Here is a 26425-nt window from a genome sequence, read left to right on the forward strand (position 1 = left end):
TCCGCACCCCCCCACGATCCCGCCAACCCGCGTGGGGCCATGACCGCATCGGTCCGCCCCACGTCACTCACGAGGCAATGCGATGGCGCAAGACAGCGAGGCCGGTTCCGCGCCGCTCATCGAGCGGCGTTCGATTGACTACATTCCGCCGTCCGAACGGCACGGCAAGCTCTACAGCCAGTTCACGCTGTGGATGGGCGCCAACCTTCAGATCACCGCGATCGTCACCGGCGCGTTGGCGGTGGTGTTGGGCGGCGACGTGTTCTGGTCCTTGATCGGGCTGTTCATCGGGCAGGTGCTGGGCGGTGTGGTGATGGCGCTGCACGCGGCGCAAGGGCCCAAGCTGGGCTTGCCGCAGATGATCTCCAGCCGCGTGCAGTTCGGCGTCTACGGCGCCGCGATTCCGATTGTGCTGGTGTGCTTGATGTACCTGGGTTTCACGGCCACGGGCACGGTGCTGTCCGGCCAGGCGCTGGGGCAGTTGTTTGGCGTGAGCGATACCGTGGGCATCCTGATCTTTGCGTCGGTCATCGTGGTGGCCACGCTGTTCGGCTACCGCGTCATTCACCTTATCGGTCGCGTTGCCACCGTGTTCGGGCTGATCGCGTTCGTGTACCTGTTCAGCCGCGTGGTCGCCGTGGGCGACGTGGGGCAGCTGCTGCAAATCCGGCATTTTGCCTGGGGGCCGTTCCTGTTGGCGGTGTCGCTGGCGGCGTCCTGGCAGATCGCCTATGGCCCCTACGTGGCCGACTATTCGCGTTATCTGCCGGCTTCGACCTCGTCGGTCAAGACGTTCCTGGCGGTGGGATTGGGGTCGGTGTTGGGCGCGCAGATCGCCATGGTGCTGGGCGTGTTGGCCGCTGCGATGTCCGCCGGCCAATTCGCGGGGCGCGAAGTGGCGTACATCGTGGGGCTGGGCGGCACGGGCACGATGGCGGCGCTGCTGTACTTCAGCATCGCATTCGGCAAGGTCACGATTTCGACGCTGAATTCCTACGGCAGCTTCATGTGCATGGCGACCATCGTCAGCGGCTTTCGCGGGCATGTGCAGATATCGCGGCGCCAGCGCGCGGTGGCGGTGGTGCTGATCGTGGGCGCGGCCACGGCGGTGGCGCTGGTGGGCCAGCATTCTTTCTTGAACGCGTTCAAGTCCTTCATCCTGTTCCTGCTGGCCTTCTTCGTGCCCTGGAGCGCGGTGAACCTGGTGGACTACTACTTCATCAACCGTGGCCGCTACGACGTGGCCGCGTTGTCCGACCCGAACGGGCGCTACGGGCGTTGGAACCTGCCCGGCATCCTGGTGTACGCATTTGGCGTGCTGGTGCAGATGCCGTTCATCTCGACCAAGCTATATACCGGCCCCATGGTCGAACGGCTGGGCGGCGTGGATGTGTCGTGGATCATCGGCCTGATCGTACCCAGCATTCTCTATTACCTATTCGCCCGCCGCGATTCGCGGCTTGCGGCGCACGAGCCGGCACAACGTCCGGTCTGACAACAACATTGCATCAAGCCGGGCAACCGGCGTAGGAGACCCCCATGGATTTGCACTTGAAGCCCGGTCATCTGACTTTGTCCGACTTGCGGCGCGTGTACCACGAACCCGTACGGCTGACGCTGGATGCCGGCGCGGCCGACGCCATCGACGCCAGCGTGGCCACGGTTGAACGCCTGATTGCGGAAGGCCGCACGGTGTACGGCATCAACACGGGCTTTGGCCTGCTGGCGTCCACCAAGATCGCGCGCGAAGACTTGCAGGCGCTGCAAAGTTCGCTGGTGCGTTCGCATGCGGCGGGCGTGGGCGAGCCCCTGGATGACGCCATGGTGCGCCTCATCATGGTGCTGAAGATCAACAGCCTGGCGCGTGGCTATTCCGGCATCCGCCGCCACGTTATCGACAGCCTGATCGCCATGGTCAACGCGGGCGTCTATCCGCACATTCCGCTAAAGGGCTCGGTGGGCGCCTCGGGCGACCTGGCGCCGCTGGCGCATATGTCCATCGTGCTGCTTGGCGAAAGCCGCGCGCGCTATCAAGGCGAATGGTTGCCCGCGCAAGAAGCGCTGGCGCGCGCCGGGCTGGTGCCGCTGACGCTGGCGGCCAAGGAAGGGCTGGCGCTGTTGAACGGCACGCAGGTGTCCACCGCCTATGCGCTGCGCGGCCTGTTCGAAGCCGAAGACATGATGGCGGCCGGGTTGGTGTGCGGCAGCCTTAGCGTGGAAGCCATGCTGGGCTCGCGCGTGCCGTTTGACGCCCGCATCCACGCCGCGCGCGGCCAGCCGGGCCAGATTGCGGTGGCCGCCGTGTATCGCGACCTGCTGGGCCAGGACAGCGAGGTCGGCCATTCGCACGCCGACTGCGAAAAGGTGCAGGACCCCTACTCGTTGCGCTGCCAGCCGCAGGTAATGGGCGCGTGCCTGACGCAGATCCGCCACGCCGCGCACGTGCTGCAAATTGAATCGAACGCCGTGTCGGACAACCCGCTGGTGTTCGTGGCGCAGGGCGACGTGATTTCCGGGGGCAACTTCCATGCCGAACCCGTGGCGATGGTGGCCGACAACCTGGCGCTGGCGCTGGCGGAAATCGGCGCACTGTCCGAACGGCGCATTGCGCTGATGATGGACAAGCACATGTCGCAATTGCCGCCGTTCCTGGTGGCCAAGGGCGGGGTCAACTCGGGTTTCATGATTGCGCAGGTGACGGCTGCCGCGCTGGCCAGCGACAACAAGGCGCTGGCGCATCCGGCCAGCGTGGACAGCATGCCCACGTCGGCCAACCAGGAAGACCACGTGTCGATGGCGCCCAATGCCGGCAAGCGTTTGTGGGCAATGGCGGAAAACGTGCGCGACATCCTGGCCATTGAATGGCTGGGCGCGTGCCAGGGCCTGGACTTCCGTGTAGGGCTCAAGACCTCGCCGCAACTGGAGCAGGCGCGCCGGGTGCTGCGCGAGCAAGTGCCGCACTACGAAGAAGACCGCTTCTTCGCGCCCGATATCGCCGCCGCCAGCGGCTTGATCTCGGCGCAGGTGCTGAACGGGCTGATGCCGGCGGGGCTGCTGCCCAGCCTTTGATTTTTTCAACCGTTGCGGCGCCCTGCGCGGGGCCGCCACCACCGCGCTGTGCCGAAGCGTCCATAGAAGCCGCTCGCACAGCGTTTGACCCTGTACGCCTATACCTATAACAAGGACGGAGACGCAACATGCAAACGCAAACGCAGGATCTCAAACGGGGACTCAACGCCAGGCACATCCGCTTCATGGCCTTGGGCTCGGCCATCGGCACGGGGCTGTTCTACGGGTCGGCCAAGGCCATCGAGCAGGCCGGGCCGTCGGTGCTGATCGCGTACCTGATCGCCGGCGCGGCCGTGTACATGGTGATGCGCGCGTTGGGCGAAATGGCCGTGAAGGACCCCGTATCCGGTTCCTTCGGGCACTACGCCACCGCCTACCTGGGCCCGGTGGCGGGCTTTCTGACCGGCTGGACCTACGCGTTCGAGATGATCATCGTGTGCCTGGCGGACATCACCGCGTTCGGGCTGTACATGGGCTTCTGGTATCCCGATGTGCCGCGCTGGATCTGGGTGCTGTCCATCGTGTTCTTCATCGGCGCCATCAACCTGTGCTCGGTCAAGGTGTTTGGTGAACTGGAATTCTGGTTGTCGCTGTTGAAGGTGGGCGCCATCATCGCGATGATCGCCGGCGGGCTGGGCATCATGCTGTTCGGCTTTGGCCTGAACGTGGAAAGCGCGGCGACGGGTGTGCATAACCTGTGGGAGCACGGCGGCTTCATGCCCAATGGCGTGGGCGGGCTGATTGCGTCGCTGGCGGTGGTGGTGTTTGCGTTTGGCGGCATCGAGATCATCGGCATCACGGCGGGCGAAGCCAAGGACCCCGGCCGCACCATTCCGCGCGCCATTAACGCCGTGCCGCTGCGCATCCTGCTGTTCTATGTGCTGACTTTGTTCGTGTTGATGTCCATTTTCCCGTGGACGCAGATCGGCAGCCAGGGCAGCCCGTTCGTGCAGATCTTTGACGGGCTGGGCATCAAGTCGGCGGCCACCATCCTGAACATCGTCGTGATCTCGGCGGCGGTGTCGGCCATCAACAGCGACATCTTCGGTGCGGGCCGCATGCTGTACGGCATGGCGCGGCAGGGGCAGGCGCCGCGTGGCTTCGCGGCGGTGTCGGGCTCGGGCGTGCCGTGGATGACGGTGGTGGTCATGACGGTTGCGCTGCTGCTGGGCGTGTTGCTGAACTATCTGATCCCCGAAGACGTCTTCGTGCTGATCGCATCGATCGCCACGTTCGCCACCGTGTGGGTCTGGCTGATGATTCTGTTGTCGCAGGTGGCGATGCGGCGCAAGATGAATCCCGACGAGGTCGCGGCGCTGAAGTTTCCCGTGCCGTTCTGGCCGATTGGCCCCCTGCTGGCGATTGCGTTCCTGGTGTTTGTGATCGGCGTGCTGGGATACTTTCCGCGTACCCAGATGGCGCTGGTCGTAGGCGCGGTCTGGATTGCGGTGCTGTGCGTGGCGTACCGCTATCTGGTGCTGCCGCGCGGCCCGGGCGGTGGGCTTCCCGCGCCGGTGCCGCAAGGGTCCGACTGAACGAACACGGCGCCCCGCCGCATTGCGCGGCGCGGCGCCGGCTTTAAGGAGAAGTGCATGAGACAGGTCTGGCGACATTGCCACGCCGCCACGATGGTGGACGGGGCCTATTCCGTGATTGAGCACGCGGCCATCGTGACGCATGCCGACCGCATCGAATGGATCGGCAAGGAGGCGGCGTTGCCGCCGGTTGACGCGGTGCACGAACATGACCTGCGCGGGGCGTGGGTGACGCCCGGGCTCATCGATTGCCACACGCATCTGGTCTTTGGCGGCAACCGCAGCACGGAATTCGAGCAGCGCCTGCAAGGCGTGGACTACGCGCGGATCGCGGCGCAGGGCGGCGGCATCGCCAGCACCGTGCGCGCCACGCGCGAGGCATCCGAAGACGCGCTGTACGCCAGCGCCCGGCAACGTGCGCTGCACTTGCTGCGCGATGGCGTCACCACGCTGGAAGTGAAATCCGGCTACGGGCTGGACCTGCCCAATGAACGCAAGATGCTGCGCGTGGCGCGGCGTTTGGGGCAGATGCTGCCGATGACCGTGCAGGCCACCTGTCTGGCCGCGCATGCCTTGCCGCCCGAATTCGCCGGTCGGCCCGACGACTACATCGACGAGGTCGCGCGGCGCATGTTGCCGGTATTGGCGGCCGAAGGGCTGATCGATGCCGTCGATGCCTTCTGCGAGCATCTGGCGTTTTCACCGGAACAGGTTGAACGCGTGTTCCAGGCGGCGGTGCACCTGGACCTGCCCGTCAAATTGCATGCCGAACAATTGTCGTCGCTGCACGGCGCAACGCTGGCCGCGCGCTATGGGGCCTTGTCGGCGGACCATCTGGAGTACCTGACGGAAAGCGATGTGCTGGCCATGGCGCAGTCCGGCACGGTGGCGGTGCTGCTGCCCGGCGCTTTCTATGCGCTGCGCGAAACGCAGTTGCCGCCGCTGGATCTGCTGCGCCGCCATGCCGTGCCGATGGCAATTTCCACCGACGTGAACCCGGGCACGTCGCCCGTGTTGTCATTGCGGCTGATGATGAGCATGGCCTGCACGCTGTTCAAGATGACGCCCGAAGAAGCGCTGGCCGGCGCAACGTTGCACGCGGCGCGGGCCCTGGGGCTGCACGTCACGCATGGCTCGTTGGAAGCGGGCAAGGTCGCCGACTTTGTCGCCTGGGACGTGGCGCACCCGTCCGAGCTGGCGTACTGGATCGGCGGTGACCTGCCCAAGCGCGTGATCCGCCACGGCGCGGTGGTGGATGTGGCGGCGCTGAACTGAGCAGCCGATGCACCATGGCGGGTCCTGGCGTTCTACGATGTCGTTCGGTCGCGCCTGATTCCGGGCGCGCCGTGCATCAGGGGAACGTATGCGGATCTGCATGATGGAAGGGCCGGTGGACTTGATGCCGGACAGCGCCACGTGGGCGGGCATCGCCGAGCGGGTGGCCGAGCTGGCGCCGGACCTGCTTGTCACCAACGAAATGCCTTTCGGCCCGTGGCTGGCGGCCTCGGCTGCCTATGACGCCGCGCGCGCCGCCGAGTCGGTGCGCCTGCACGAAGCGGGGCTGACCGCACTGGCCGCGTTGCAGGTGCCCGCCGTTGTCTCGTCACGCCCCGTGCCCGCCGGCGACCGTCTGGCCAACGAAGCGTTCGCCTTGCAGGGCGGGCGCTACACGGCGCTGCATCACAAGCAGTTCTTCCCAGAAGAGCCCGGGTTCTTCGAAGCCACCTGGTTTCGCCCCGCGATGGACGGCTTTCAGGTGTTCGAGGTGGGCGGCATCCGCCTGGGCGTGCAGCTGTGCACCGAATTGATGTTCAACGAACGGTCGCGCCGCTACGGGCGCGAGGGGGCCGAACTGATCGTGGTGCCGCGCGCCAGCGGCGCGTCCGTCGGCCGCTGGCTGACGGCCGGCGCGATGGCGGCGTTGGTGTCGGGCTGCTATGTGGTCAGCTCGAACCGGGCTGGGCGCACGGCGCGGGGCCAGGTGTTCGGCGGCCGGGCGTTTGCGTTTCAGCCGGACGGCGAAGTGCTGGCGCAGTCCACCGATACGGAGTCCATCGTGGTCGTCGACGTAGACCCGGCGCGGTCGCGGGCGCAGCAATCGCAGTATCCCTGCTACGTGAAGGAATAGCCGGTCCGCTGGAATAGCCGGTCCGTTGCGATTGCGCGCGGTCCCGCGCCGCGCTCAGGCTGCGATGGCGATGTGCCGTCGGTCTTCGATCAAGGTCGGCAGCCGGAACGCGCTGACGGCGCCTTGCAAACGTTGCGCCTGGTTTTCCAGCGAGGTGGCGGCGGCCGCGGCTTCTTCGACCAGCGCGGCATTTTGCTGCGTCACCTGGTCCATCTGATTGACGGCGGTGTTGACCTGATCAATGCCGGTCACCTGCTCTTGCGAGGCGGTGGCGATGTCGTTGACCAGCAGCGTCAGCCGCTCGATGGTGTCCAGGATTTCTTGCATGGTGCGCCCGGCCGTTTCGACCTGGGTGGACCCCGCCTGCACGGTGGCGCTGGAGGCCGACAGCAATTGCTTGATCTCTTTGGCCGCGCCCGCGCTGCGCTGCGCCAGCGACCGCACTTCCGCTGCCACCACCGCGAAGCCCTTGCCCTCTTCGCCGGCGCGCGCGGCCTCGACTGCGGCGTTCAGCGCCAGGATGTTGGTCTGGAACGCGATGCCGTCGATCACGCTGACGATGTCTTCGATGCGCCCCGAGTCCTGTGCGATTTCCCGCATGGTGCTCACGGCTTCCTTCACCGCCATGCCGCCGCGCTGCACCACCTGGCTGGCCACAACCGCCATCTGGTTGGCCTGGCGCGCGTTCTCGGCGTTGCTGGTCACCGTGGACAGCAGTTGCTCCATGCTGGCGGCGGTTTGTTCCAACGAGGCCGCCTGCTGTTCGGTGCGGCTGGACAGGTCCTGGTTGCCGGCGGCGATTTCGCTGGAACCCGCGTTGATCTCGACCACGCCTTCGCGCACGGCATGCACGGTGCGCACCAGGCTTTCCTGCATGTCTTGCAGGTACGGGATGATCTGGCCCACGCAGTTGCGGCCGTAGGGTGCCAGCGGCGTGGTCAGGTCGCCGCTGGCGATGCGGCGAAAGTGCGCTTTGATGGTTTCCAGGGGACGCCGCACGAAAATCACCACATAGCGGTCGCCCAAGGCCAGCAACAGCAGGCAGATCGCCAGGACGATACCCATGCCGGTGTAGGCCTGGCGCCGCTTGGTGGCGGCGTCCGCCCACAGCTGCGTTTCGCGGTCCTTGGCGTAGGCTTCATAGTTTTCGATGCTTTTGCCGAACGCGCGGCTGGCGCTCACGACGGCCCCGGCCGCATGTTCGCGTGCGCGTTTGACGTCGCCGGCTTCCAGGTGTTGGCGCTGCACGGCGATGCCGCCATTGACCAGCGCATCGAAGCCGGTCTGCATGGGTTGCAGGATGGCGGCGGGCGCGTCGTCGCGGGCAAGTTCGATGAAGATGGCCTGCTGCTTGCGGGCTTCGTCCAGCGCGGCGTCGATGCTGCGCCCTTCTTCCGCTGCCTGGGCCGTTTTGCCCTCGGCCGCGTATTCCAGTTGCCGGGACAGCCGCAGCCGTGCGCGCATGATTTGATCGTTGACCCGAGACAGGGCTGAGACTTCGTGAAGCAGTTCGCTACTGTCAGCAAGCGCTTCCCCGGCGCTGCGCAACCCGTTGACGCTGATGGCTGAAAGTCCGATGACCAGTGCACTGATGGCAAGCAGGGTGCACAGGATGAGGCGCCGGATGGTGATGTCTTTCAAAAACTGTGTCATGCGTGTCGTCCCAAATACAGCGAGTGCTGCATAGACAACAACGACCCCGCTGCCGCGATATTTAGCGACTGTTGCACAACTTACGAATATGTCTGGCCGTTCGACGAATATGTCGATAAATACCGCAACAATCTTGCGACTTGGCGTTATTTCGAGGGGTGCGGCGTGGGCGCCTGCATGGGTTCGGACGCGTCGAAGCGCAGACGCGAAAAGCTGGCGATGCAGGCTAGCGCCGCGCATAGCCCCCCCAGCCACAACGCCGCCACTGCGCCATGGGTCGTGGACACGTGAAAACAGGCCGCCACCAGCGCCGCCCCGGTCGCCTGGCCCAACAGCCGCACCGTACCGATCATGCCGCTGGCGCCGCCCGCTCGCGAAGCCGGGGCGGACGTCATGATGGCGCGCAGATTGGGCGATTGGAAAAACCCGAAGCCCGCGCCGCAGATGGCCATGCGCCAGCAGATGTCCCAGACCGTCGGCGCGGCGGGCAGCAGCGCCATCAACACCATCCCCAGCGCCAACATGGCCAGGCCGACGCCGCCCAGGATGCCCGCCGGATACCGGTCGGACAAACGGCCCGCGATGGGCGCCATGATGGCGACCACGACGGGCCACGGCGTGATCAGGAAGCCGGTGTGGACCTGGCTATAGCCCAGCACGGTCTGGAACATGAAGGGCAGGGACACGAAGGCCAGTGCCTGCGCGGCGAACGCGCACACGGCGGTGGCGGCCGACAGGGCGAACAGCGGGCGGCGCAACAGGTCCACGGCAAGAATGGGCGCGGGGTGCCCGGCTTGCCGACGCATCAGCAACCACAGGGTGGCAACGGCGCCGCCCCATTCCAGCGTGACGCGCGGCCATGGCGCAGCGTGCGCCAGTTCATTGGAGCCCAGCACGAACAGCCCCAGCGTCAGCGCGCAAAGGGTCGCGGCGATGCCGTCAAAGCCGTGCGGCGCGCGCGCGGTTTCCGGCAGGCCGCGCAAGCCCAGCACGGCGGCCAGGATGCCGATCGGCACGTTGATCAGGAACAGCCAGTGCCAGGAGCCCAGCAGCAGGATGGCCGACGCGGCGGTCGGCCCGGCGGCGAACGACAGGCCGACCACCATGGCGTTCAGGCCCAGTCCACGGCCCAGCATCGAAGACGGATAGATGAAGCGCAGCAAGGCGCCGTTCACGCTCATCACGCCTGCCGCGCCCAGCCCCTGCAAGATGCGCGCGACCACCAGCGTGGGCAGCGACGGCGCCAGTCCGCAGGCCAGCGACGACAAGGTGAACACCACCAGCCCCACCATGTACACCCGACGATGGCCCAGGATTTCACCGAGCGCGGCGGCGGGCAGCAAGCCGGCCACCATGGCCAACTGATAACCGCTGATTACCCAGATCGACCCGGCATCGCTGGCTTGCAGGTCGCGCGCAATGGTGGGCAGCGCCGTGTTGGCGATGGCCGTATCCAGGCTGGCCATGCACACCGCCAACATGACGGCCAACAAGGCGCCCAGGCGTTCCGAGGCGGGCAGGCCGGCGCCGGCCGGGTAAACGGTATTGCGTGAGAACGGGAGCATGGGCGTCAGGGAGGGCGTGCGGGCGGACGTGTCCGGCATCAGGAGGAACTGATTCTAATGCGGCATCGGGATTCAACGCTTGGTCAGCCAGCCGCTTGGTGCGCGCCCGCCTCCGGCATCAAACTGATGCGGCCCTTTGCACCGCCACCATCACGTTCTGACGCCCGCCTAGGGGGTGGCCGTGGGCGTGGGGGCAGGCCGTGGCTTGACGGGCCAGAACAAGGTGGCGGGCCGTTGCCAGATGCGTTGGCGCACGCCGGCAGATAGCGAATCGCGGTCGCGGCGGCGCAGGTCGCGTGAACGCAGCGCGACGTTGAATGCCAGGGCGAAGCTGACGCCGACGTTCAGAATGCCGGTCAGCGCCGTGCCTGCCACGGCCAGCCAGAAAATCTGTGTGTGCACCACCTGCCAGCCCAGCGTGCCGATCACCGTGCCAAGCTGTCCGGCGCTGAGTGTCACATGGCGCACTTCAACGTGCGGCCCGAAGAAGCCCACGATGGCCGGCCCCAGGCCCAGCATCAGGCCCAGCGATACGTTGCCGGCGATGCCCGATATGTTGCGTTGCCAGAAGCCCGCCCAGCGCGCCGCGCCGCGTTCGCCCAGCAGGTGCCGCGCGCGCCGGTTATAGGCCATGACGTCGTGCACGCGATGCAGCGCGAACCAGTTGTCGGCCCAACCCGCGATCAGGCTGGACAGCCACAGCAGCACGCCGGTAGCGGCGGCATACAGCGGGGTCGGCCCCCAGGCCGAAAACGACGCCAGTGTTTCCTGCGCTTTCTCGGCGTTGATCAGCGGGCGGTCCAGCGCGTTGAGCGCAACCCACTGCACCGCCCAGGCCAGCGGAAACACCACCGCCAGGTTGCCCAGGATGGCGGCCGCGTTGGACCGGATCATGGCAAGCGTGTCGTCCAGGAAGGCGTCGCGGCCTTCGGGCGTGTAGGCGTCGTCCAGGCGGTGGGCCAGCGCGGGGCCCGTCATCGCGGGCTGCTTGGTGGCCAGCGTGAAGTGGGCGAAGTGAATGACGAGAAAGCCGCCCGCATAGTTCAACGAGGCCAGCAGGCCCTCGATGAACTTGTCCAGATGCAGCGACACGATAAAGAACTTCAGATAGACGGTGAACACCATGACGAAGCCGCCGCCCAACGAGGCCTTGAGCATCGTCAGATATTCCACCGTGTCGCGCGCGATGTAGTGTTCGCCGGTCTCGGCGGTGCGCTCCATGACGCGCCGCGCCAACTGCGCGAAGGACGAGGCGGCCAGGTGGCGGATGCTGCTGCGCGCCTGGGTGGACCGGATCAGCTCGGCGGTCAGGTGCACGAACTTGTGGCGCTGGGTGGGGTCCACCCAGACGCCAAGCAGCAGTTCGATGCGGGCCAGGCGCAGCTTCATGCGTTCAATCTGGAACACGACTTCGACGGATACGCCGTTCTTTTCCAGCTCGTCGTAGACGCCTTGCGTGGCGGCGCGGCAGCTGTCCAGCAGCGCGCGAAACACGTTCAGGCGGCGGCCGAATACGTCGCGCGGCGTGGCGGGCGTGGTCGCGCAGAGCTCGGCGGATGCGGCGGCCAGGGCGAAGAAGGGCGATTCTTCAACCCGACCGGGCAGGCGTGTGCGGATGTCCTGGCTCAGGCCGGTCGCGCGCACTTGGCTGACCAGCACCTGGATGCTGCTGGTCAGCGCCTGCTCCAGCCTGGGCGACAGCGGTTCGGCGCCGGTGGCGTCGCGGTGTTGCGGCAGATCGGCCGCGTGCATTGCCGCGTCCTCGCCCGCGCGATACAACGCCCGCATGCGGGCCAGCGTGTCGTCATCCAGGGATTCGATCCAGGCCGCGTCGCCGGTGCGCCGGAAGATCAGCGCGAATAGGCCGAACATGTCGGGGCGATTGGGCGGGGGCGGCAACATTCGTGCTTGCGCGCGGTCCCAGAATTCGCCCCAGAACCCCGGGTGTGAGGCCACGCCCGTGTCGCACAGCAATGACGTCGGGTCGTTATCGGCCACCAGCGAGCGCAGCGTAGCGGCCACGCGCGCGGCGCGTTCGGGGTCGCGTTCCAGCACCTGCAATACGTAGCGCAGGCGGGCGTGCTGCGGGTGGTGCGTGGTGGGGAGCGTGGCGGCGCGCGGGGCATCTCCCGCGGCGGGGGCCGGTGGGCTGGGGCGATCCAGCCAGCGGCACAGGTCCACCATCCACATATTGCGGTCGGCCAGCGGCGCGCCGGGGTCGGCGCTGGCCAGGATGACGTCCAGCTGCGGGCCGCCATGCCGCGCGGCCCGCCAGTTGCGCCAAAGGGATGTCAGCATGGGCGGGCCTCGCGATTCAGGGGGCTTCGGGGTGTCGGCGCAAGGAGAACCCTTGCGCTTCATTCATGGCCTGGTAGCTGACATTGCGCGACACCACCGGCGGCTTGTCGCCGCCATGCAGGGCCCGCACTTCGTCCAGCACCATCTTGTCAGCCAGCGTCATGCGGTCGATCATGCGCAGGTACTGCATCCAGCTTTCCACCAGGAACACTTCGCGCCACACGCCTTCGCGCTCCAGGTCGCGAAACAGCTGCCACTGCTGCGCGCCGTTGCGCAGGCGCAGCAAGCGCAAGGGGTGCGCGGCGGCAATCAGCGCGCGCAGTTTTTCGTGATTGATCTGGTATTCCACCGCAACCAGCACGGCGCCATGCTGCGTGTTGAAGCCGGCGGCGGCCATGGCGGGCTCGGCGTTGTCCACGCGGGTGAGCGACTGCGTGTCCAGCTGTTCGGGCAAGCGCGAGCGGTACAGCAGCGCCACGGTGATGCCCAGCATGATGCCCGCCGTGGTCAGCGCGCCGGACACGCCCATGGTGCCCGCGAAGTGGCCCCACATGAACGAACCCGCCGCCAGCCCGCCAAAGATCGCAGTCTGGTAAAGCGCCAGGGATCGCGCCTTGACCCAGTCGGGCACCAACATCTGCACCGTGGTGTTGTAGGTGGCCAGCACGCCGATCCAGCAGCTGCCCGAGACCAGCAGCGCCGGAAACGCTACCCACAGCGTTTGGGTCAGGCCCAGCGCCGCCAGGCACACGGCCAGCAACGCGGCGGCCACGGTGACCAAGCCGCCCGCGCCCCAGGCGGCCTGCACGCGCCGCACCACGGCGCTGCCCAGGATGGCGCCCACGCCCAGCGCGCCCAGCATGTAGCCGTAAAGCAGCGCGCTGCCGTCCTCATGTTCATGCGCCAGCAGCGGCAGCAAGGCCCACAACGCGCTGGCGGACAAGCCAAATGCAAATGAGCGCAACATCACCACGCGCGTCACCGTGGAATGCTGCGTGTAGCGCAGCGCCGCAACGACGCCTTCCAGCAAACCTTCGGGGGGCAGGCGACGTTCGGGCAGTTCGCGCCGCCAACGCCAGATCGCCCAGACCAGCGCGCCGTAGCAGACGCAGTTCAGCAAAAAGACCCAGGGGGCGCCCATGGCGCCCAGCAACAGGCCACCGATGGCCGGGCCGACCGCGCGCGCCACGTTGTAGTTCACGCTATTGAGCAGCACGGCGCTGCCGACGTGTTCGCGGGGCACCTGTTCGCCCACTGCCGCCTGCCACGCCGGGGTCACGATGGCGCTACCGATGGCGATGCAGAACACCGAGGCGATCAGCGTGATGGGGTGCAGCAGCCCGGCAAACGCCAGGATGGTGATGAAGACGCCGCCCGCCAACTCCATGAGCATGCCGGTCAGCATGACCTTGCGGCGGTCGTAGTTGTCGGCCAGCACGCCGGTCAGGATGGACAGCGCCACCAGCGGAAGCGCCGCGGCCACCTGGATCATGGCAACCATCAACGGGCTGCTTTGCTCGGTGGTGATGATCCAGGCGGCGGCGACGGATTGCGCCCAGGTGCCCAGATTGGCGAACAGGTTCGCGATCCAGATAATGCGGAACGCGGGAAAGGCGAATGGGGAAAGCGTGCTGACGGTCAGGGGCGCGGCAGGCGCGGCGGGCGCGTTCGGCGGCAGATCGGCGGAGGGCGAGACGGGTTGGAGCATAGGGGCTCGGGGGCGCGTCTTGGTCTGCCCGGAAGGCCGGGCGTTGCACGGGTGATCAATGGTACGCCTGAATCGGGGCCGCTGTGCAAGGGCCCGGGCGGTGGATAACACTGTGGGTAAGCCGGTGGATTTGCGGTGGACAGCCGGGGGATAAGCGGTGGACAACGCGGGATAACTTTGCGAGGCGGCCGGCGAATGGCGGCGTCGCAGGGCGCATTGCGGCACGGCTTGACCGCGCCGTCGAGAGCGCGGTGGTGTGACCATGGCGCCGGGATAACTTTTAGTGACGCATGAAAGGCTGCTGTTTCCGGGTTTTCCCGGGGATATCGAGTACGCTGCCCGGGGTCCGGTTGCCGGCCCTCTTTTCTTGGATCTCGGGCTGCCTGCTTGCCGCCGGGGCCGGCTTCTGCCTGCTACCGGCGATCTGCTGTGCGTGTGTACTGTGTGCTGTCTGCTATGCGCTTTGTACTGCGTGCTTTGTACTGCCTACTGCTTGCTGCGTGCCCGTGCTTGTTACTAGCTTCTAACTGCTTCTTCTCCCATGACCCTGACTTTCAACGGGCGCGCGTTCGCCGCCCTGCTTGCCGTTACCGCGCTGCTGGCGCTGATCGCCTTGTATGGCGCGCCGTACCCGTTCCTGCGCGGGTTCCTGGGCGATGTGATCGCGGTGGGCTGGGCCTACCTGGTGTACCGCACGTTCATCCGCGCGCAGGTCTTGCCGCTGGCGATTGCGGCGCTGCTGACGGGGTATGCGGTGGAATTCGGTCAGTACCTGGCGCGGCTGTACGGCTGGCAGTTGCAGCAGCCGGTCTTGCGGGTCGTGCTGGGCAGTGTGCCCGACTGGTGGGACGTGCTGGCCTATACCGTGGGCTTCGTCGTGGTGTTGCTGCTGGCGGGCGCTAACCAGCGCCGCCAACACGCCGCGTCGCTACAGGACGCGCGCCTGCGTGCAAGCTTGCGCGCGCGCCGCTAGACGGACGCCGGGGCACCGGCCCGGGCGTGGCGCCCCGGCGGGATGACCGACCGCTTCAGCAGCGTCCGCCCCGGCACATCACAAGCCCGGCCTTGCCGGCCGGGCTGCCAAGACCATTACCCGGCTTGATACATCGGCTCGTCGTCGTTACGACGGGCCGCGGGTGCTGCCGGGCGCAGCGGTTGCAGGCGTGCGTTGCGGAAAGGCGCGAACAGTTCGGCCCAGGACTTGGGCAGCAGCGGCGTGGCGTGGCGCACCGCATCGCGGCGGGCGTAATGCGCCAGCAGCTGCTGGCCGATGGGAGCGTCTCCAAGAGGATGGCGGGTATTCATGGTATTTCCGTATTGCATTGAAAGTGTATTCATTGTACTGGCGGCACCCCGCATCGTCCACTTCGCTCGCCGCGCCTGTTGTGCGCCGTCAACTCGTTGATATCAAAGGGTCTGCCCCTTTTTATCCTGGTTTTCTCCGGGATTGCCCTAGCAGCCCAAAACAGTAGACGGTATACAATGTTCTTCATGCCCGGGCTAAACCAGCCTGGAATCCCTCCCACTGGACTGGAGCGCGTCATGGCAGAACTGATGAACCGAGATGAATTCCGTACCGCGTTGGAAAACGCGATCAAGGGCAAGAGCGCCAACGCGTCGCCCTTTTCCATTGCCTGGGCCGAAGGCAAGCTCAGCCGCGAGCACCTGTCGCGCTGGGCCGAGAACCACTATCACTACGTCGGTCCGTTCGCGGATTACCTGGGATACCTCTACGCCCGTACGCCCGATACCTACACCGAAGCCAAAGACTTCCTGCTGGCCAATATGTACGAAGAGGAAATCGGCGGCGACCGCCATACCGATCTGCTGATTCGTTTTGCCGAAGCCTGCGGCACCACGCGCGAACGCGTCACCAACCCGGACAACATGTCGCCCACCACGCGGGCGCTGCAAAGCTGGTGTTATGCCGTGGCCATGCGTGAAGACCCCATCGTGGCCGTCGCCGGGCTGGTCGTGGGCCTGGAATCCCAGGTGCCGTCCATCTATCGCAAGCAGACGCCGACGCTGCGCGAAAAGTACGGCTTCACCGATGAAGAAGTGGAGTTCTTCGACCTGCACATCGTGTCGGACGAGATCCACGGCGAACGCGGCTATCAGATCGTGCTGGAACACGCCAACACGGTCGAGCTTCAGCAGCGCTGCCTGAAAATCTGCGAAATCGGCGCCCAGATGCGTTTGCTGTACACCACGGCGCTGTACACCGACTACGTGCAGCACGAGATCAAGCTGCCCGAACTCGGTCTGGCCGCCTGATTCACACCCGGCATTTATCGGGGCGCGCCGCATCGGTGGCGCGCCCCACCCGCAGCTCCAGGACGACAGACTCATGCCTACCGTTGTATTTCATAAAGGCGGCCAGACCTATACCGATGTGGTCAAGGACAACACCAACCTGGTGGTGCGGGCCGGCATCAAGCAGTTTCCTTATCCGCATCTGCGCTACGAATGCGGCATGGGCAAGTGCGCCAAGTGCGCGTGCCGGGTGCTGGCCGGCGCCGAACATCTTCCCCCGGTGAACTGGAAGGAAAAGAAGCAACTGGGCGACCGCATCGACCAGGGCTACCGGCTGGCGTGCCAGCTGTGGTTGAACCATGATGTTGAACTGGTTCAGGACGCGGAGGCATAACGCGATGGACGCCTCCTACGTGATCCTGACGACCAAGCCCGGCGTGTTCCACACCGACGTGGGCGCCGACGTCGACATCATCGAAACCTACGACTACGTCTTCTACGGGCGCACGCTTGCCGTGTTTCGCATTGCCCGGCTGCACGGCGAGACGCGCCTGATCGTCACTGAAGACACGCCGCCTTACGTCGTCAACCGTGTGCCGTCCAAGTTCCTTGAAAAATTCTCGTCGGTCGAGGCCGCCCGCAAGGAACTTGCGCACCTGACGCGATTCGGCAGCATGGAATCCACCTTGACGCTGCGGCCCGCCGCCGCTGTTGCAGAGCATTGACACCCATGGTTCAGATCACATTTCTTTCGAATGGCGGCAAGGTTGCCACCGCGCCCGAGAACAGCAACCTGCTACGCGTGTCGCTCAAGGAAAAGGGCGGCATTCCGTTCAAGTGCGGGGGCGGCTTGTGCGGCACTTGCAAGTGCCGCATCGAAGAGGGGCTGGAGAACACCGACGCGGTCAAGCCGAAAGAGCGCAAGCATCTGCGCCCTGAGGACTTTGAAGCCGGCTACCGCATGGCGTGCCAGACATTTGTGAACGGCGACGTCAAAGTTTCGTGGGTGGTGCAGAACGGCAAGGGGGTGGTGGTGGGCGTGGGCGCGGACCCGGTCGACGCGCCGGTGCCCTCCGCCTGACGCTAAGGGGTGACGCGCGTCGCAGCGTCGGCTGCGAGCGCACATTGTCCAGGTTTCAGAGGCGTATCCCAGCCCGTAAAAAACCGCGGTGCCGCGTCAATCCGCCGCGTCGTGGTGCTGTTGTTGCTGCTGCGTGTCCGTGTATGCCTTGGCCGCGTTGTGCACGTGCTGGCTGGCCAGCAAGGCGGCCAGGTCACCGTTGCCGGCAATCACGGCATTCAGAATCTGCGAATGCTCATCCCAGTTGGCCTTGGCGCGGTGCATGTTGCTGGGCGCGAACAGCAGCGCCGTGCGATCGCGCAGCGACCGCATCAAATCCGTCAGCACCACATTGCCGCCTATGGTGGCCAGCATTTCGTGAAACTGCGAATTCAGCGCCAGGAACTTGTCCAGCTGTTCACTGCGCGCGGCTTCCGTGCCTTCGCGCAGAAAGGCCTGCAAGCGTTCCACCGTCTTGGCATCGCGCCGCTGTGCCGCCAGCTTGGCATTGAGCCCCTCCAGCGTGGCGCGCACTTCCACCATGTCATAGGCCACGGCGTCCGACAGCACGGATACCGAGGCGCCGCGACGCGGCTCGATGGTGACCAGCCCTTCGGCGGCCAAGGCGCGCAAGGCTTCGCGCACGGGGATGCGCGAGACGCCCATTTCTTCAGATAGGCGGCCTTCAACCAGGCGGTCTCCGGGGGTGAATTCCCCGCTAAGAATGCGTTCGCGCAGCTTGTCGCGGATCACGGCGAACAACTGAGGATGCTGCTCGCCAATCTTCAGCGGAGCGGAAGACTGCGTTTCAGCGGCTTGCGGGCTGACAGGCGAAGTGGTCATGGCGAGCATGTGTGGATTAATGGATACAGTCTCCATTGTATTACCGGGTGTAGCAAGGTGCCGTGGCAAAAAGCGCGCATCAGTTGCCCCAAAACGCCTTGACCAGCACGCCCACCGCGCCCAGCGCGCATGCGGCAAGCAGAACGATGCGCACGGCGTGGGGCGGCAGCAGCGTGCGCAACCGGTTGGAGACCGCAAAACCGGCCAGCAGAAACGGCGCCAGGCTTAGCGCCAGACCGACGTGATAGCCGGTGTACCGCTTGGCCAGCGCCAGCATGGCAAGCGAAAAGATCGACCCCAGGAACAGCACCACGCCCAGCGTGGCGCGCAGCTGAGGCGGCGCCGTGTGTTGCAGCACGATGGCGATCGGTGGGGCCCCCACCGAAGTCATCGTGCCCATGATGCCCGAGGCCACGCCGGCGCCGGACACGCGCCCCGGCGTGGCGGTAAAGCGCAGCCCCGCCGCGCTCAGGCCCACCGCGATCAGGATCATGCCGGCGAACAACACGCCCAGCGTCTGCGGCGCAAAGCGCGCCATGGCGTAGATGGCGATCAACGTGCCTACCGCACGGCCCACCAGCGCATACGACACCGACGACCAATCGATGCAAGCCCGTTCGCGTAGCGCCGTCAGCAGCGAAATGAAGCCGCCCAGCGTCAGCAGGGGGCCGGGGGCCAACTGCGGGAAGAACATCGCCGCCACCGGTGCGGCAAACATGGCGAAGCCGATGCCGCCCACGCCCTGGGCCACCGCCGCACCGAATACCACCACGGCCATCGAGGCGTACTGCCAAAGATCGGGGTAAGGCAAGGTCGCTGGCATGGGCTACAGCCTTTTATGTATACGATAGTCAGAGAGGGAATTTTGTCACGCTTGGACCGGGCGGCAAAACCACGGGTATTCCCTTGTTTTTGCGCCGTTATTCATCCATTTTTCAGAATTATCGGTTTCCCTAGGCGCCGCATATTTCGATTGGTATGGCACACAACGAAATATAGTATACCGACTGTGGCGATCCAACAGCCACGTCACAAGGGGAATCACGCATGCAAGCGGACGTTGTGCTCACAGCTGCTCACTGGATGTATTTGATCAGCGTGGCCGCCATCATCCTCACGATGATTTTGCGGGCCAATGTGGTGGTGCCATCGGTGATTGGCACCTTTCTGGTGGTGCTGGCCATCACCGGCAATCCGATCAGCGCGCTGATCGGTATCTTCTCGGCCAGCTTCGTGGCCGCCAAGGAGTTGTTCAACATCTTTCTGGTCATCACGTTCATGACCGCCCTGCTCAATTCCCTGAAGACGCTGCAGGCGGACGTGCGCATGGTGCAGCCGTTTCGGCGCATCATGCGGGGCGGGCATTCGTCGTTCATCATCATCGCCCTCTGTACGTATGTGATCTCGCTGTTCTTCTGGCCGACGCCCGCCGTGCCGCTGGTGTCCGCCATCCTGCTGCCCGCCGCCATCGCGGCCGGCCTGCCGCCGCTGGCCGGCGCCATGGCCATTGCCATCGCCGGGCAGGGCATGGCGCTGTCGTCGGACTACGTGATCGGCGTGGCGCCCAGCATCAGCGCCAAGGCGGCGGGCGCGGCCGTCAGCGCGGCGGTGGTGGCCGACCGTGCGCTGGTGTTGTCACTGATCACCGGCGCCGTGGCGCTGGTAACGGCCTACCTGCTGATCCGCAAGCACATCGTGCCCGCCAACGCCGCGTTGCTGGATGCCTGGCAGGCGCGCGCGCAAGACGGCAGCCTGGCGCGGATCGAGCAGTCCGGCTCGTTCGACAAGGCCGAACTGGCGCGCGGCACCATGGGCGCCGACCCGGCGTTGCCGCAAGGCCCCGTCGTCAACGACGAGGAACGCCGCCGCGTGCGCTGGTCCAAGACCTTCGCCGTGGTGACGCCGCTGGCCTTCCTGGCGGTGATCGCGGTGATGGTCCTGCCCCGCCTGTTTCCGACGCTGCCCGCCTTGCGCGGCGGCGATGCGGCGGCGCTGGTGGGTGGCGTCGCTTTTGTCGTGATGATGCTGGTGACGCTGGCCGCCGAAGGGCCGCGCAAGATGCTGGACGTGTGCCCGGAACATGTGACGGACGGCTTTGTCTTCGCCTTCAAGGCCATGGGATCGGTGCTGCCGATTGCCGGCTTTTTCTTCATCGGCGCCAATGAAACCGCCGCGCAGATCCTGGGTGTCCCGCAGGCCCAGGCCCCCGGCCTGCTGTTCGAAGTGATTTCGGCGGGCCAGCATCTGATTCCCGAAAACCACTTCCTGGTGGCGTTCGGCGTGTTGCTGGTGGGCATGATCACCGGCATCGACGGTTCCGGCTTTGCCGGTCTGCCATTGACGGGCACCTTGTCCGGCGCGTTGGGGCCGGTGGTGGGCGTGGACCCCGCCACGCTGGCGGCGGTCGGGCAGATGGGCGCTGTCTGGACGGGCGGCGGCACCTTGATCGCGTGGTCGTCATTGATTGCGGTGGCCGGGTTCGCCCGGGTCAACGTGCTGTCGCTGGTGCGGGCGTTGTTGCTGCCGGTATTGCTGGCGCTGTTCGTCTCGACGATCTGCGCGGTATTGATCTGGCGCTAGCCGTGCACAGCAGCTGATGCCGATAAAAAGGGGCCTGCCAGGCCCCTTTTTCATGCCCGCTCGTCGGGGTTATCACGGATCGCTGGCCGATGATTAAAGTATACAATGTTCACAGCTACCCGAATGCCCGGCTTAACCGCCGAGCCGCTCGGTCCCTCTGGGCCACTCGGGCCACCCCCGTACCGGTAAAGGAAGCGCTTCCGTGGACGATCTTTCGCAGCAGACATTCATGAACCATATCGGCGGCGCCTGGGTGCCCAGCGCCACCGGGCGTACGGCGCCGAACATCAACCCGGCCGACACGCGCGACATCGTGGGCCACTTTCCCGTGTCGGACGCCGATGATGCGCGGCGCGCGGTGCAAGCCGCCGATGACGCCTTCGCCGCATGGCGCGACACGCCGATCTCGAAACGCGCCGCCATTCTGTTTCGCGCCGCCCAGTACCTGGAAGACCACGCTGACGCCTTTGCCCGCGAATTGACCCGTGAAGAGGGCAAGGGCCTGAACCTGGCCAAGGACGAAGTGCTGCGTTCGGCGCAGACGATCCGTTTCTACGCGGTCGAGGGCCAGAGCTTTACCGGCGAAACCTTCGTCAACGACGACCCGGACATGGTCGTCTACAGCCAGCGCGAGCCGCTGGGCGTGGCCGCGGTGATTTCGCCGTGGAACTTTCCGATTTCCATTCCCGCCCGCAAGATCGCGCCCGCACTGATCGCCGGCAATACCGTGGTGTTCAAGCCGTCATCCGACGCGCCGCTGTCGGGCTACCGCCTGACCGAAGCGTTCGTGCAGGCGGGCTTGCCCGCGGGCGTGCTGAATCTGGTGATCGGGCCGGCAGGGGCCGTGGGCGCGGCCATCACCGGCGCGCCGGCCGTGCGCGCGATCTCATTTACCGGTTCGACGGCCGCGGGCGAACAGATCCACCGCAGCGCCGGGCTGACCACGCGCACGCAGATGGAATTGGGCGGCAAGAACCCCTTGATCGTGTTGGCCGACGCCGACCTGGATCGCGCCGTGGACCTGGCCGTCAAGGGCGGCTTTTCGTTAAGCGGCCAGGCCTGCACCGGCACCAGCCGCGTGTTGGTCGATGCCAAGGTGCGGCAGGCGTTCACCGATAAGCTGGCGGCGCGCATCCAGGCGCTGACCATCGGCAATGGCCTGAAGGGCAACTTCGACCTGGGCCCCTTGGCCACCCGCAAGCAGCTGGACAACGTGTTGAGCTACGTGGCGATCGGCAAGCAAGAGGCTACGCACCTGTGCGGCGGCGACGTGCTTGCCGGCCCCGATTTTGACCACGGCTATTACGTCACGCCCGCGCTGTTTACCGATGTGACGCAGCAGATGCGCATCGCCCGCGAGGAGATCTTCGGGCCGGTCATCGCACTGATTGAAGTCGACGGGTACGAGGACGCCATCGCCAAGGCCAACGACACCGAGTACGGCCTGTCCGCCGCCATCGCCACCACCGACGCGCGTTACGCGCACCGCTTCGCGCGCGACATCCAGGCGGGCACGGTCAAGATCAACCGCACCACCACCGGCAACCTGATCAATGCCCCGTTCGGCGGCTTGAAGCATTCCAGCACGTCTACGTTCCGCGAGTCGGGCCGGGTGGGCCTTGAGTTCTACACGCAGATCAAAACCATTTACCGCGCCGGCTAAACGCGCGGCAAACACTGAAAAGGGCTACGAACATGAAACAGATCTACCGCCTGGAACTGGAAGAAGCGCGCCTGATGGTGCGCGCGGCCATCGCCAAATCCGAAGCGATCGGCGTGCTGGAATCCATTTGCATCGTCGATGACGGCGGCTATCCCATTGCGCTGGAACGCATGGACGGCGCCCGCATCACCGGCCCGCAGATCGCCTGGAACAAAGCGTTTACCGCCGCCGGCCACAAGCGTTCGACGCATTTGTTCAACACGCCGCCCAATGGCCCGGCGCTGCCCGGCAACGAAGCGTTCGGCATCCAATGGAGCTTTGACGGCAAGTTCGCCGTGTTCGTGGGCGGCTTTCCGATTGTGGTCAACGACGAGGTGATCGGCGGCGTCGGTCTGAGTGGCGGCAATGGCGAACAGGACACACAGGCGGGCCTGGCGGCATTGACGGCGTTGGCTGAACTGCTGGAGCCGCGCGGCATGAAAGTGCTGGTGCAGGCCGACATCAAGAAATAAGCGAGGCTTGCAATGGCATACCGCGTGCATATTCTTCAAACCGGCGAAGCCTTCGTCGCCGGCGCCGAGGAATCCCTGTTGGAAGCCGCCGAACGGGCGGCGGTAAAGCTGCCGCACGAATGCACGTTCGGCGGTTGCGGCACCTGCCGCATCAAGCTGGAATCGGGCGCGGTGGGCTATGAAGAATTTCCGATGGCGTTAACGCCGGAAGAAGCGGCCGAAGGCTACGCGCTGGCATGCCAGGCGCGCGCACAAAGCGATCTTTGCATCAGCGTGGCCAGCAGCCGCCAGGTGTTTCCCGAGCCGCGCCGGCTGTCGGCCACCGTGCACGGCATCCATCCTTATACGGACGACATCCTGCACCTGACGCTGGCGCTGCCCGACGGCCCGCTGGACTATGTGCCCGGGCAGTACATGAACGTGCTGCTGCCCGACGGTGAAACGCGCAGTTTTTCGATGGCGTCGGCGGTGGCGTCGGTGGACGGGCACGTGGATTTCCATGTGCGCCGCATTCCGGGCGGCCGCTATACCGACCAGTGGCTGGGCCAGGCGCAAGCGGGGTCGGCGTTGACGATCGACGCTCCGTTGGGGGTTTTCAGCTATCACGAGGAGGACTGGCGCCCGCTGATCATGGTGGCCACGGGCACCGGCATCGCACCGATCAAGGCCATCCTGGAATCGTTGCTGGACAAGGAAGACTGCCCGCCCGTCACCTTGTATTGGGGCATGCGTACCGAGGCGGACCTGTACCTGCAAGACGAGATTGCGGGCTGGGCAGGGCGCCTGTATGAATTCAGTTTCGTGCCGGTCCTGTCGCGCGCGGACGCAAGCTGGCAAGGCCGGCGCGGCCATGTGCAGGACGTTGTCCTGCAAGACCACGCAGACCTCTCGGAACACGCCATCTACCTGTGCGGCGCACCCGCGATGGTGCAGGACGCCAAGCACCTGTTCGCCGGGCGCGGCGCCAGCCTGGACCATATCTACGCCGACAGCTTCACCTTCCAGCACGCGCTGGAACCGGCAGCGTGATGCGGGGTCCGGGGCCTTGACGCAGAGCCGGCCCTGGTCCTGGCCCCGCCCGACCCGCGCCCACCTACCGAAACACCAGCACCGGCAAGCGCGTCTTGGCCAGCACGCGCTGCGTTTCGCTGCCCAGCAGAAAGCCGGTCATGCCGTGCCGCCCGTGCGAACCCATGATGATCAGGTCGCAACCCTGCGTTTTGGCGGTTTCCACGATGGCCTCGTGCGGATGGTCGTTGACCATCACGACGATGTTGCACGGCACCAGCGCGTGTCGGGCTTCCATCTCAAGCCCTTCCAGGTAGCCTTCCGCGTTCTTGCGGGCCTGGTCGGTGTGATGCGCCTGTGTCGTGCCCAGCATTTCGGCCTGATAGACCAGCAAATGGTCTTCGGGAATGGCGCGAATGAGCGTGATGGTGGCGCCCATTTCCTTGGCAAAGACAAGGGCGCGCTTGAATGCCGATTCGGATAGCAGCGAACCATCCACGGCGATGAGCAAATGCCTGTACATGTTGCCTCTCCTTTAGGAAAAGGAATGTCGAGCAACGGCGAAATCAGTATAGGCCTGCCGTTGCGCGCTATCCAGTCCCGCGAAAGGAGGATGCGAAGGGGACGTTACGCGCGCCCGCCCCACCGGCATAACGTCATGCCGACTAAGTATTTTTCCGCATCCGGACAGGGTGAAAGAATGCCTCTTCGCCTTTCACCTTTCAGCCTCAGGCCGGGACCCTTCATGACCATTCAATCCATCAACGCCCGCAACCAGTTTCGCGGCAAGATCAAAGAGATCATCCTCGGGCCGGTCGTGTCCGAGGTCGACGTGGACACCCCCGCCGGCATCGTTACGTCGGTGATCACCACGCGTTCCGTGAAGGAGCTGGACCTTCAGGTGGGCACCGAGGTGCTGGCATTCGTCAAGGCGACCGAGGTGTCCGTCGCCAAGCTATGAATTCGCCGCAGCGGATCGGCCGCGCTGATCGGCCGTACTGAAAAATATTCCCTTGCCCCGGCGTTAGGCATATATTGTCATCGCGATATCCGGCAGTTCCCTCGTGGCTTTCAGCTTCATGCGTTGCCTCACGGAGAACGGTTCATGCGTCGACTGCAAGGGTGGTTCATTGGCTGGTTGTGCCTGGGGCTGGCGGTCTGTCTGCCGGCGGTGGCCCAAACCCAGCTGGACAAGGGGCAGTTGGATCAGTTGATGGCGCCGGTGGCGCTGTACCCTGATTCCTTGCTGTCGCAAATCCTCATGGGGTCCACGTACCCCGACGACATCGCCGCCGCGGCCAAATGGTCGGCGGCCCATACCTCGGAATCGGGTGACCAGGCGGTCAAGGCCGTCGAGGCCGAGCCCTGGGATCCCAGCGTGAAATCCCTGGTGGCGTTTCCCTCCGTGATGGACATGATGGGGCGCCAGCCGGACTGGGTGAAATCCGTGGGCGATGCCTTCCTGGCGCAGCCCGATGCGGTGATGGATTCCGTGCAGCGCTTGCGTACGCAGGCACAAAAGGCGGGCAACCTGAAAAGCACGCCACAGCAGACGGTCACCTCCAGCACCACGAACGAAAAGACCGTGGTGGTGATCCAGCCCACCGATCCGCAAGTTGTCTACGTGCCCAGCTACAACCCCAGCGTGGTGTACGGGGCGTGGGCCTATCCAACCTACCCGCCTTATTACTACCCGCCGCCGCCGGGGTCCGTTTTTGGGACGGCACTGGTGTCGGGCATCGGCTTCGGCCTGGGGGTGGCGGCCGTCAATTCGATGTGGGGCGGCTTTGACTGGGGACACAACGATGTCGATATCGATGTGAACCGGTACAACAACATCAACGTGAACCAGCGCATCGACAACGCCCGTAACAACAACGTGTCGTGGAAGCACAACCCTGAAAATCGCGGCAATACGCCGTATGCCGATTCGGCCAGCCGGCAGCGTTTTGACAGCCAGCGCCAGGCAGGTGTGCAGAACCGGCAATCCGGCCAGCGAACGGGTCAGGGGCAGGGCGCGCGCGCGGCCGGCGCGGCGCCCGCGGCCGGTTCCCGCGAGGCGGCACGTGACCGCGCGGCGCAATCGTTTGAAGGGCGTACCGGGCAACCCATCGCCGGCCATGGCGACGCCGGCCGTGGCCAGGGCACCGCCAACCGGGGCGGCCAGGGCGCGGCGGGCCGCAGTGGCGAGGGCGCGGCCGACCGGGGGCAGGATCGCGGGCAAAACCGCGCGCAGAATCACTCAGGCGCCGGCACCGGAGGACAGGGCGCAGGCTCGCACACGCCCCGTTCGTCCAGCGTGTCCACCAACGATCGCCAGGCCGCGGCGCAACGCCAGCGCGCGGACGAATCGGCGGCTCGCGATCGCGCCCGGACAACGAACACCAGCAACGCGCTAAGCGACGCGGGCAACGGCGACCGCATGCGCCAGCAAAGCCACCGTAGCGATATGAATCGCGGCGGGGGCGGGGGCGGTGGTCAGCGGGCAAGCGGCGGCGGCGGGCATCGAGGCGGTGGCGGTGGCGGCCATATCGGCGGCCGGAGGTAGCA

Annotated in this window: 24 protein-coding genes; 16 read left to right on the plus strand and 8 right to left on the minus strand. The window is 65.7% G+C overall.

Annotation, left to right across the window (positions count from 1 at the left end; all coding sequences use genetic code 11):
* Positions 1-82 precede the first annotated feature (82 nt).
* From KYT87_RS01405 to KYT87_RS01425, 5 genes are all read left to right on the plus strand, one after another.
* On the plus strand, positions 83-1495 hold the full coding sequence (locus KYT87_RS01405; protein ID WP_120153527.1) for a cytosine permease: 1413 nt from the start codon (positions 83-85) through the stop codon (positions 1493-1495).
* A 44-nt stretch (positions 1496-1539) separates the two neighbouring features.
* Positions 1540-3069 carry a histidine ammonia-lyase gene (gene hutH / locus KYT87_RS01410; RefSeq protein ID WP_046805574.1) on the plus strand — a complete coding sequence of 510 codons (1530 nt, stop codon included), beginning with the start codon at positions 1540-1542 and terminating at the stop codon, positions 3067-3069.
* A gap of 128 nt (positions 3070-3197) precedes the next feature.
* Complete coding sequence (locus KYT87_RS01415) at positions 3198-4604, plus strand: amino acid permease (RefSeq protein ID WP_120153529.1); 1407 nt, start codon at positions 3198-3200, stop codon at positions 4602-4604.
* 57 nt (positions 4605-4661) lie between these two features.
* A complete protein-coding gene (hutI, locus tag KYT87_RS01420) occupies positions 4662-5879 on the plus strand; it encodes an imidazolonepropionase (RefSeq protein WP_219991579.1) in 1218 nt (405 codons plus the stop codon).
* Between the two features lie 88 nt (positions 5880-5967).
* Positions 5968-6732: a carbon-nitrogen hydrolase family protein gene (locus KYT87_RS01425; protein ID WP_104144856.1), complete on the plus strand. Its 765-nt coding sequence runs from the start codon at positions 5968-5970 to the stop codon at positions 6730-6732.
* Between the two features lie 54 nt (positions 6733-6786).
* Here the strand turns inward: KYT87_RS01425 and KYT87_RS01430 are convergent, their stop codons facing one another.
* The 4 genes from KYT87_RS01430 to KYT87_RS01445 form a co-directional block, all read right to left on the minus strand.
* Complete coding sequence (locus KYT87_RS01430; protein WP_219991580.1) at positions 6787-8385, minus strand: methyl-accepting chemotaxis protein; 1599 nt, start codon at positions 8383-8385, stop codon at positions 6787-6789.
* A 146-nt stretch (positions 8386-8531) separates the two neighbouring features.
* A complete protein-coding gene (locus KYT87_RS01435; RefSeq protein WP_104144885.1) occupies positions 8532-9950 on the minus strand; it encodes an MFS transporter in 1419 nt (472 codons plus the stop codon).
* Positions 9951-10118: 168 nt separating this feature from the next.
* Positions 10119-12248, minus strand: coding sequence for a site-specific recombinase (locus KYT87_RS01440; protein ID WP_219991581.1), 2130 nt, complete (start codon positions 12246-12248; stop codon positions 10119-10121).
* Between the two features lie 16 nt (positions 12249-12264).
* Positions 12265-13956, minus strand: coding sequence for an MFS transporter (locus KYT87_RS01445; protein WP_219991582.1), 1692 nt, complete (start codon positions 13954-13956; stop codon positions 12265-12267).
* Between the two features lie 541 nt (positions 13957-14497).
* On the opposite strand from KYT87_RS01445, the gene KYT87_RS01450 reads away from it, so the two are divergent.
* The gene (locus KYT87_RS01450; RefSeq protein WP_104144852.1) at positions 14498-14929 is read left to right on the plus strand and encodes a DUF2809 domain-containing protein; all 432 of its coding nucleotides are present in this window, start codon (positions 14498-14500) and stop codon (positions 14927-14929) included.
* Between the two features lie 116 nt (positions 14930-15045).
* Here KYT87_RS01450 and KYT87_RS01455 read toward each other — a convergent pair whose 3' ends face one another.
* A complete protein-coding gene (locus KYT87_RS01455; RefSeq protein ID WP_052946040.1) occupies positions 15046-15261 on the minus strand; it encodes a hypothetical protein in 216 nt (71 codons plus the stop codon).
* A 237-nt stretch (positions 15262-15498) separates the two neighbouring features.
* Here KYT87_RS01455 and KYT87_RS01460 point away from each other — a divergent pair, with 237 nt between their 5' ends.
* The 4 genes from KYT87_RS01460 (at position 15499) to KYT87_RS01475 (ending at position 17290) form a co-directional block, all read left to right on the plus strand.
* Positions 15499-16230, plus strand: coding sequence for a TenA family transcriptional regulator (locus tag KYT87_RS01460; RefSeq protein WP_006226804.1), 732 nt, complete (start codon positions 15499-15501; stop codon positions 16228-16230).
* Between the two features lie 73 nt (positions 16231-16303).
* Positions 16304-16603 (plus strand): 2Fe-2S iron-sulfur cluster-binding protein, encoded by a 300-nt coding sequence (locus tag KYT87_RS01465; RefSeq protein ID WP_006216988.1) that lies wholly within the window; start codon positions 16304-16306, stop codon positions 16601-16603.
* 4 nt (positions 16604-16607) lie between these two features.
* Complete coding sequence (locus tag KYT87_RS01470; protein WP_104144851.1) at positions 16608-16934, plus strand: ferredoxin; 327 nt, start codon at positions 16608-16610, stop codon at positions 16932-16934.
* Entirely contained in the window at positions 16931-17290 is a 360-nt protein-coding gene (locus KYT87_RS01475) for a 2Fe-2S iron-sulfur cluster-binding protein (RefSeq protein WP_104144850.1), read from the plus strand. The genes KYT87_RS01470 and KYT87_RS01475 overlap by 4 nt, the downstream gene beginning before the upstream one ends.
* Positions 17291-17386: 96 nt before the next feature.
* On the opposite strand, the gene KYT87_RS01480 is transcribed toward KYT87_RS01475, so the two are convergent.
* Together KYT87_RS01480 and KYT87_RS01485 are read right to left on the minus strand one after the other, a co-directional pair.
* Positions 17387-18112, minus strand: coding sequence for a GntR family transcriptional regulator (locus KYT87_RS01480; protein WP_046805637.1), 726 nt, complete (start codon positions 18110-18112; stop codon positions 17387-17389).
* 79 nt (positions 18113-18191) lie between these two features.
* A complete protein-coding gene (locus KYT87_RS01485; protein WP_219991583.1) occupies positions 18192-18935 on the minus strand; it encodes a sulfite exporter TauE/SafE family protein in 744 nt (247 codons plus the stop codon).
* 224 nt (positions 18936-19159) lie between these two features.
* Between KYT87_RS01485 and KYT87_RS01490 the strand changes: the two genes are divergently transcribed.
* From KYT87_RS01490 to KYT87_RS01505, 4 genes are all read left to right on the plus strand, one after another.
* Positions 19160-20692 (plus strand): hypothetical protein, encoded by a 1533-nt coding sequence (locus KYT87_RS01490; protein WP_046805588.1) that lies wholly within the window; start codon positions 19160-19162, stop codon positions 20690-20692.
* Between the two features lie 229 nt (positions 20693-20921).
* Positions 20922-22355: an aldehyde dehydrogenase family protein gene (locus KYT87_RS01495; protein WP_370638766.1), complete on the plus strand. Its 1434-nt coding sequence runs from the start codon at positions 20922-20924 to the stop codon at positions 22353-22355.
* Between the two features lie 32 nt (positions 22356-22387).
* Entirely contained in the window at positions 22388-22867 is a 480-nt protein-coding gene (locus KYT87_RS01500; protein ID WP_104144846.1) for a heme-binding protein, read from the plus strand.
* 12 nt (positions 22868-22879) lie between these two features.
* On the plus strand, positions 22880-23896 hold the full coding sequence (locus KYT87_RS01505; protein ID WP_219991585.1) for a 2Fe-2S iron-sulfur cluster-binding protein: 1017 nt from the start codon (positions 22880-22882) through the stop codon (positions 23894-23896).
* A gap of 64 nt (positions 23897-23960) precedes the next feature.
* Here KYT87_RS01505 and KYT87_RS01510 read toward each other — a convergent pair whose 3' ends face one another.
* The gene (locus tag KYT87_RS01510; protein WP_104144844.1) at positions 23961-24398 is read right to left on the minus strand and encodes a universal stress protein; all 438 of its coding nucleotides are present in this window, start codon (positions 24396-24398) and stop codon (positions 23961-23963) included.
* 222 nt (positions 24399-24620) lie between these two features.
* Here KYT87_RS01510 and KYT87_RS01515 point away from each other — a divergent pair, with 222 nt between their 5' ends.
* Positions 24621-24836, plus strand: coding sequence for a molybdopterin-binding protein (locus KYT87_RS01515; RefSeq protein ID WP_046805592.1), 216 nt, complete (start codon positions 24621-24623; stop codon positions 24834-24836).
* A gap of 144 nt (positions 24837-24980) precedes the next feature.
* Complete coding sequence (locus KYT87_RS01520) at positions 24981-26423, plus strand: DUF3300 domain-containing protein (RefSeq protein WP_219991586.1); 1443 nt, start codon at positions 24981-24983, stop codon at positions 26421-26423.
* The last annotated feature ends 2 nt before the right edge of the window (positions 26424-26425 follow it).

The sequence above is a fragment of the Achromobacter sp. ES-001 genome (assembly GCF_019448355.1).
GTDB lineage: Bacteria > Pseudomonadota > Gammaproteobacteria > Burkholderiales > Burkholderiaceae_B > Achromobacter > Achromobacter spanius_B.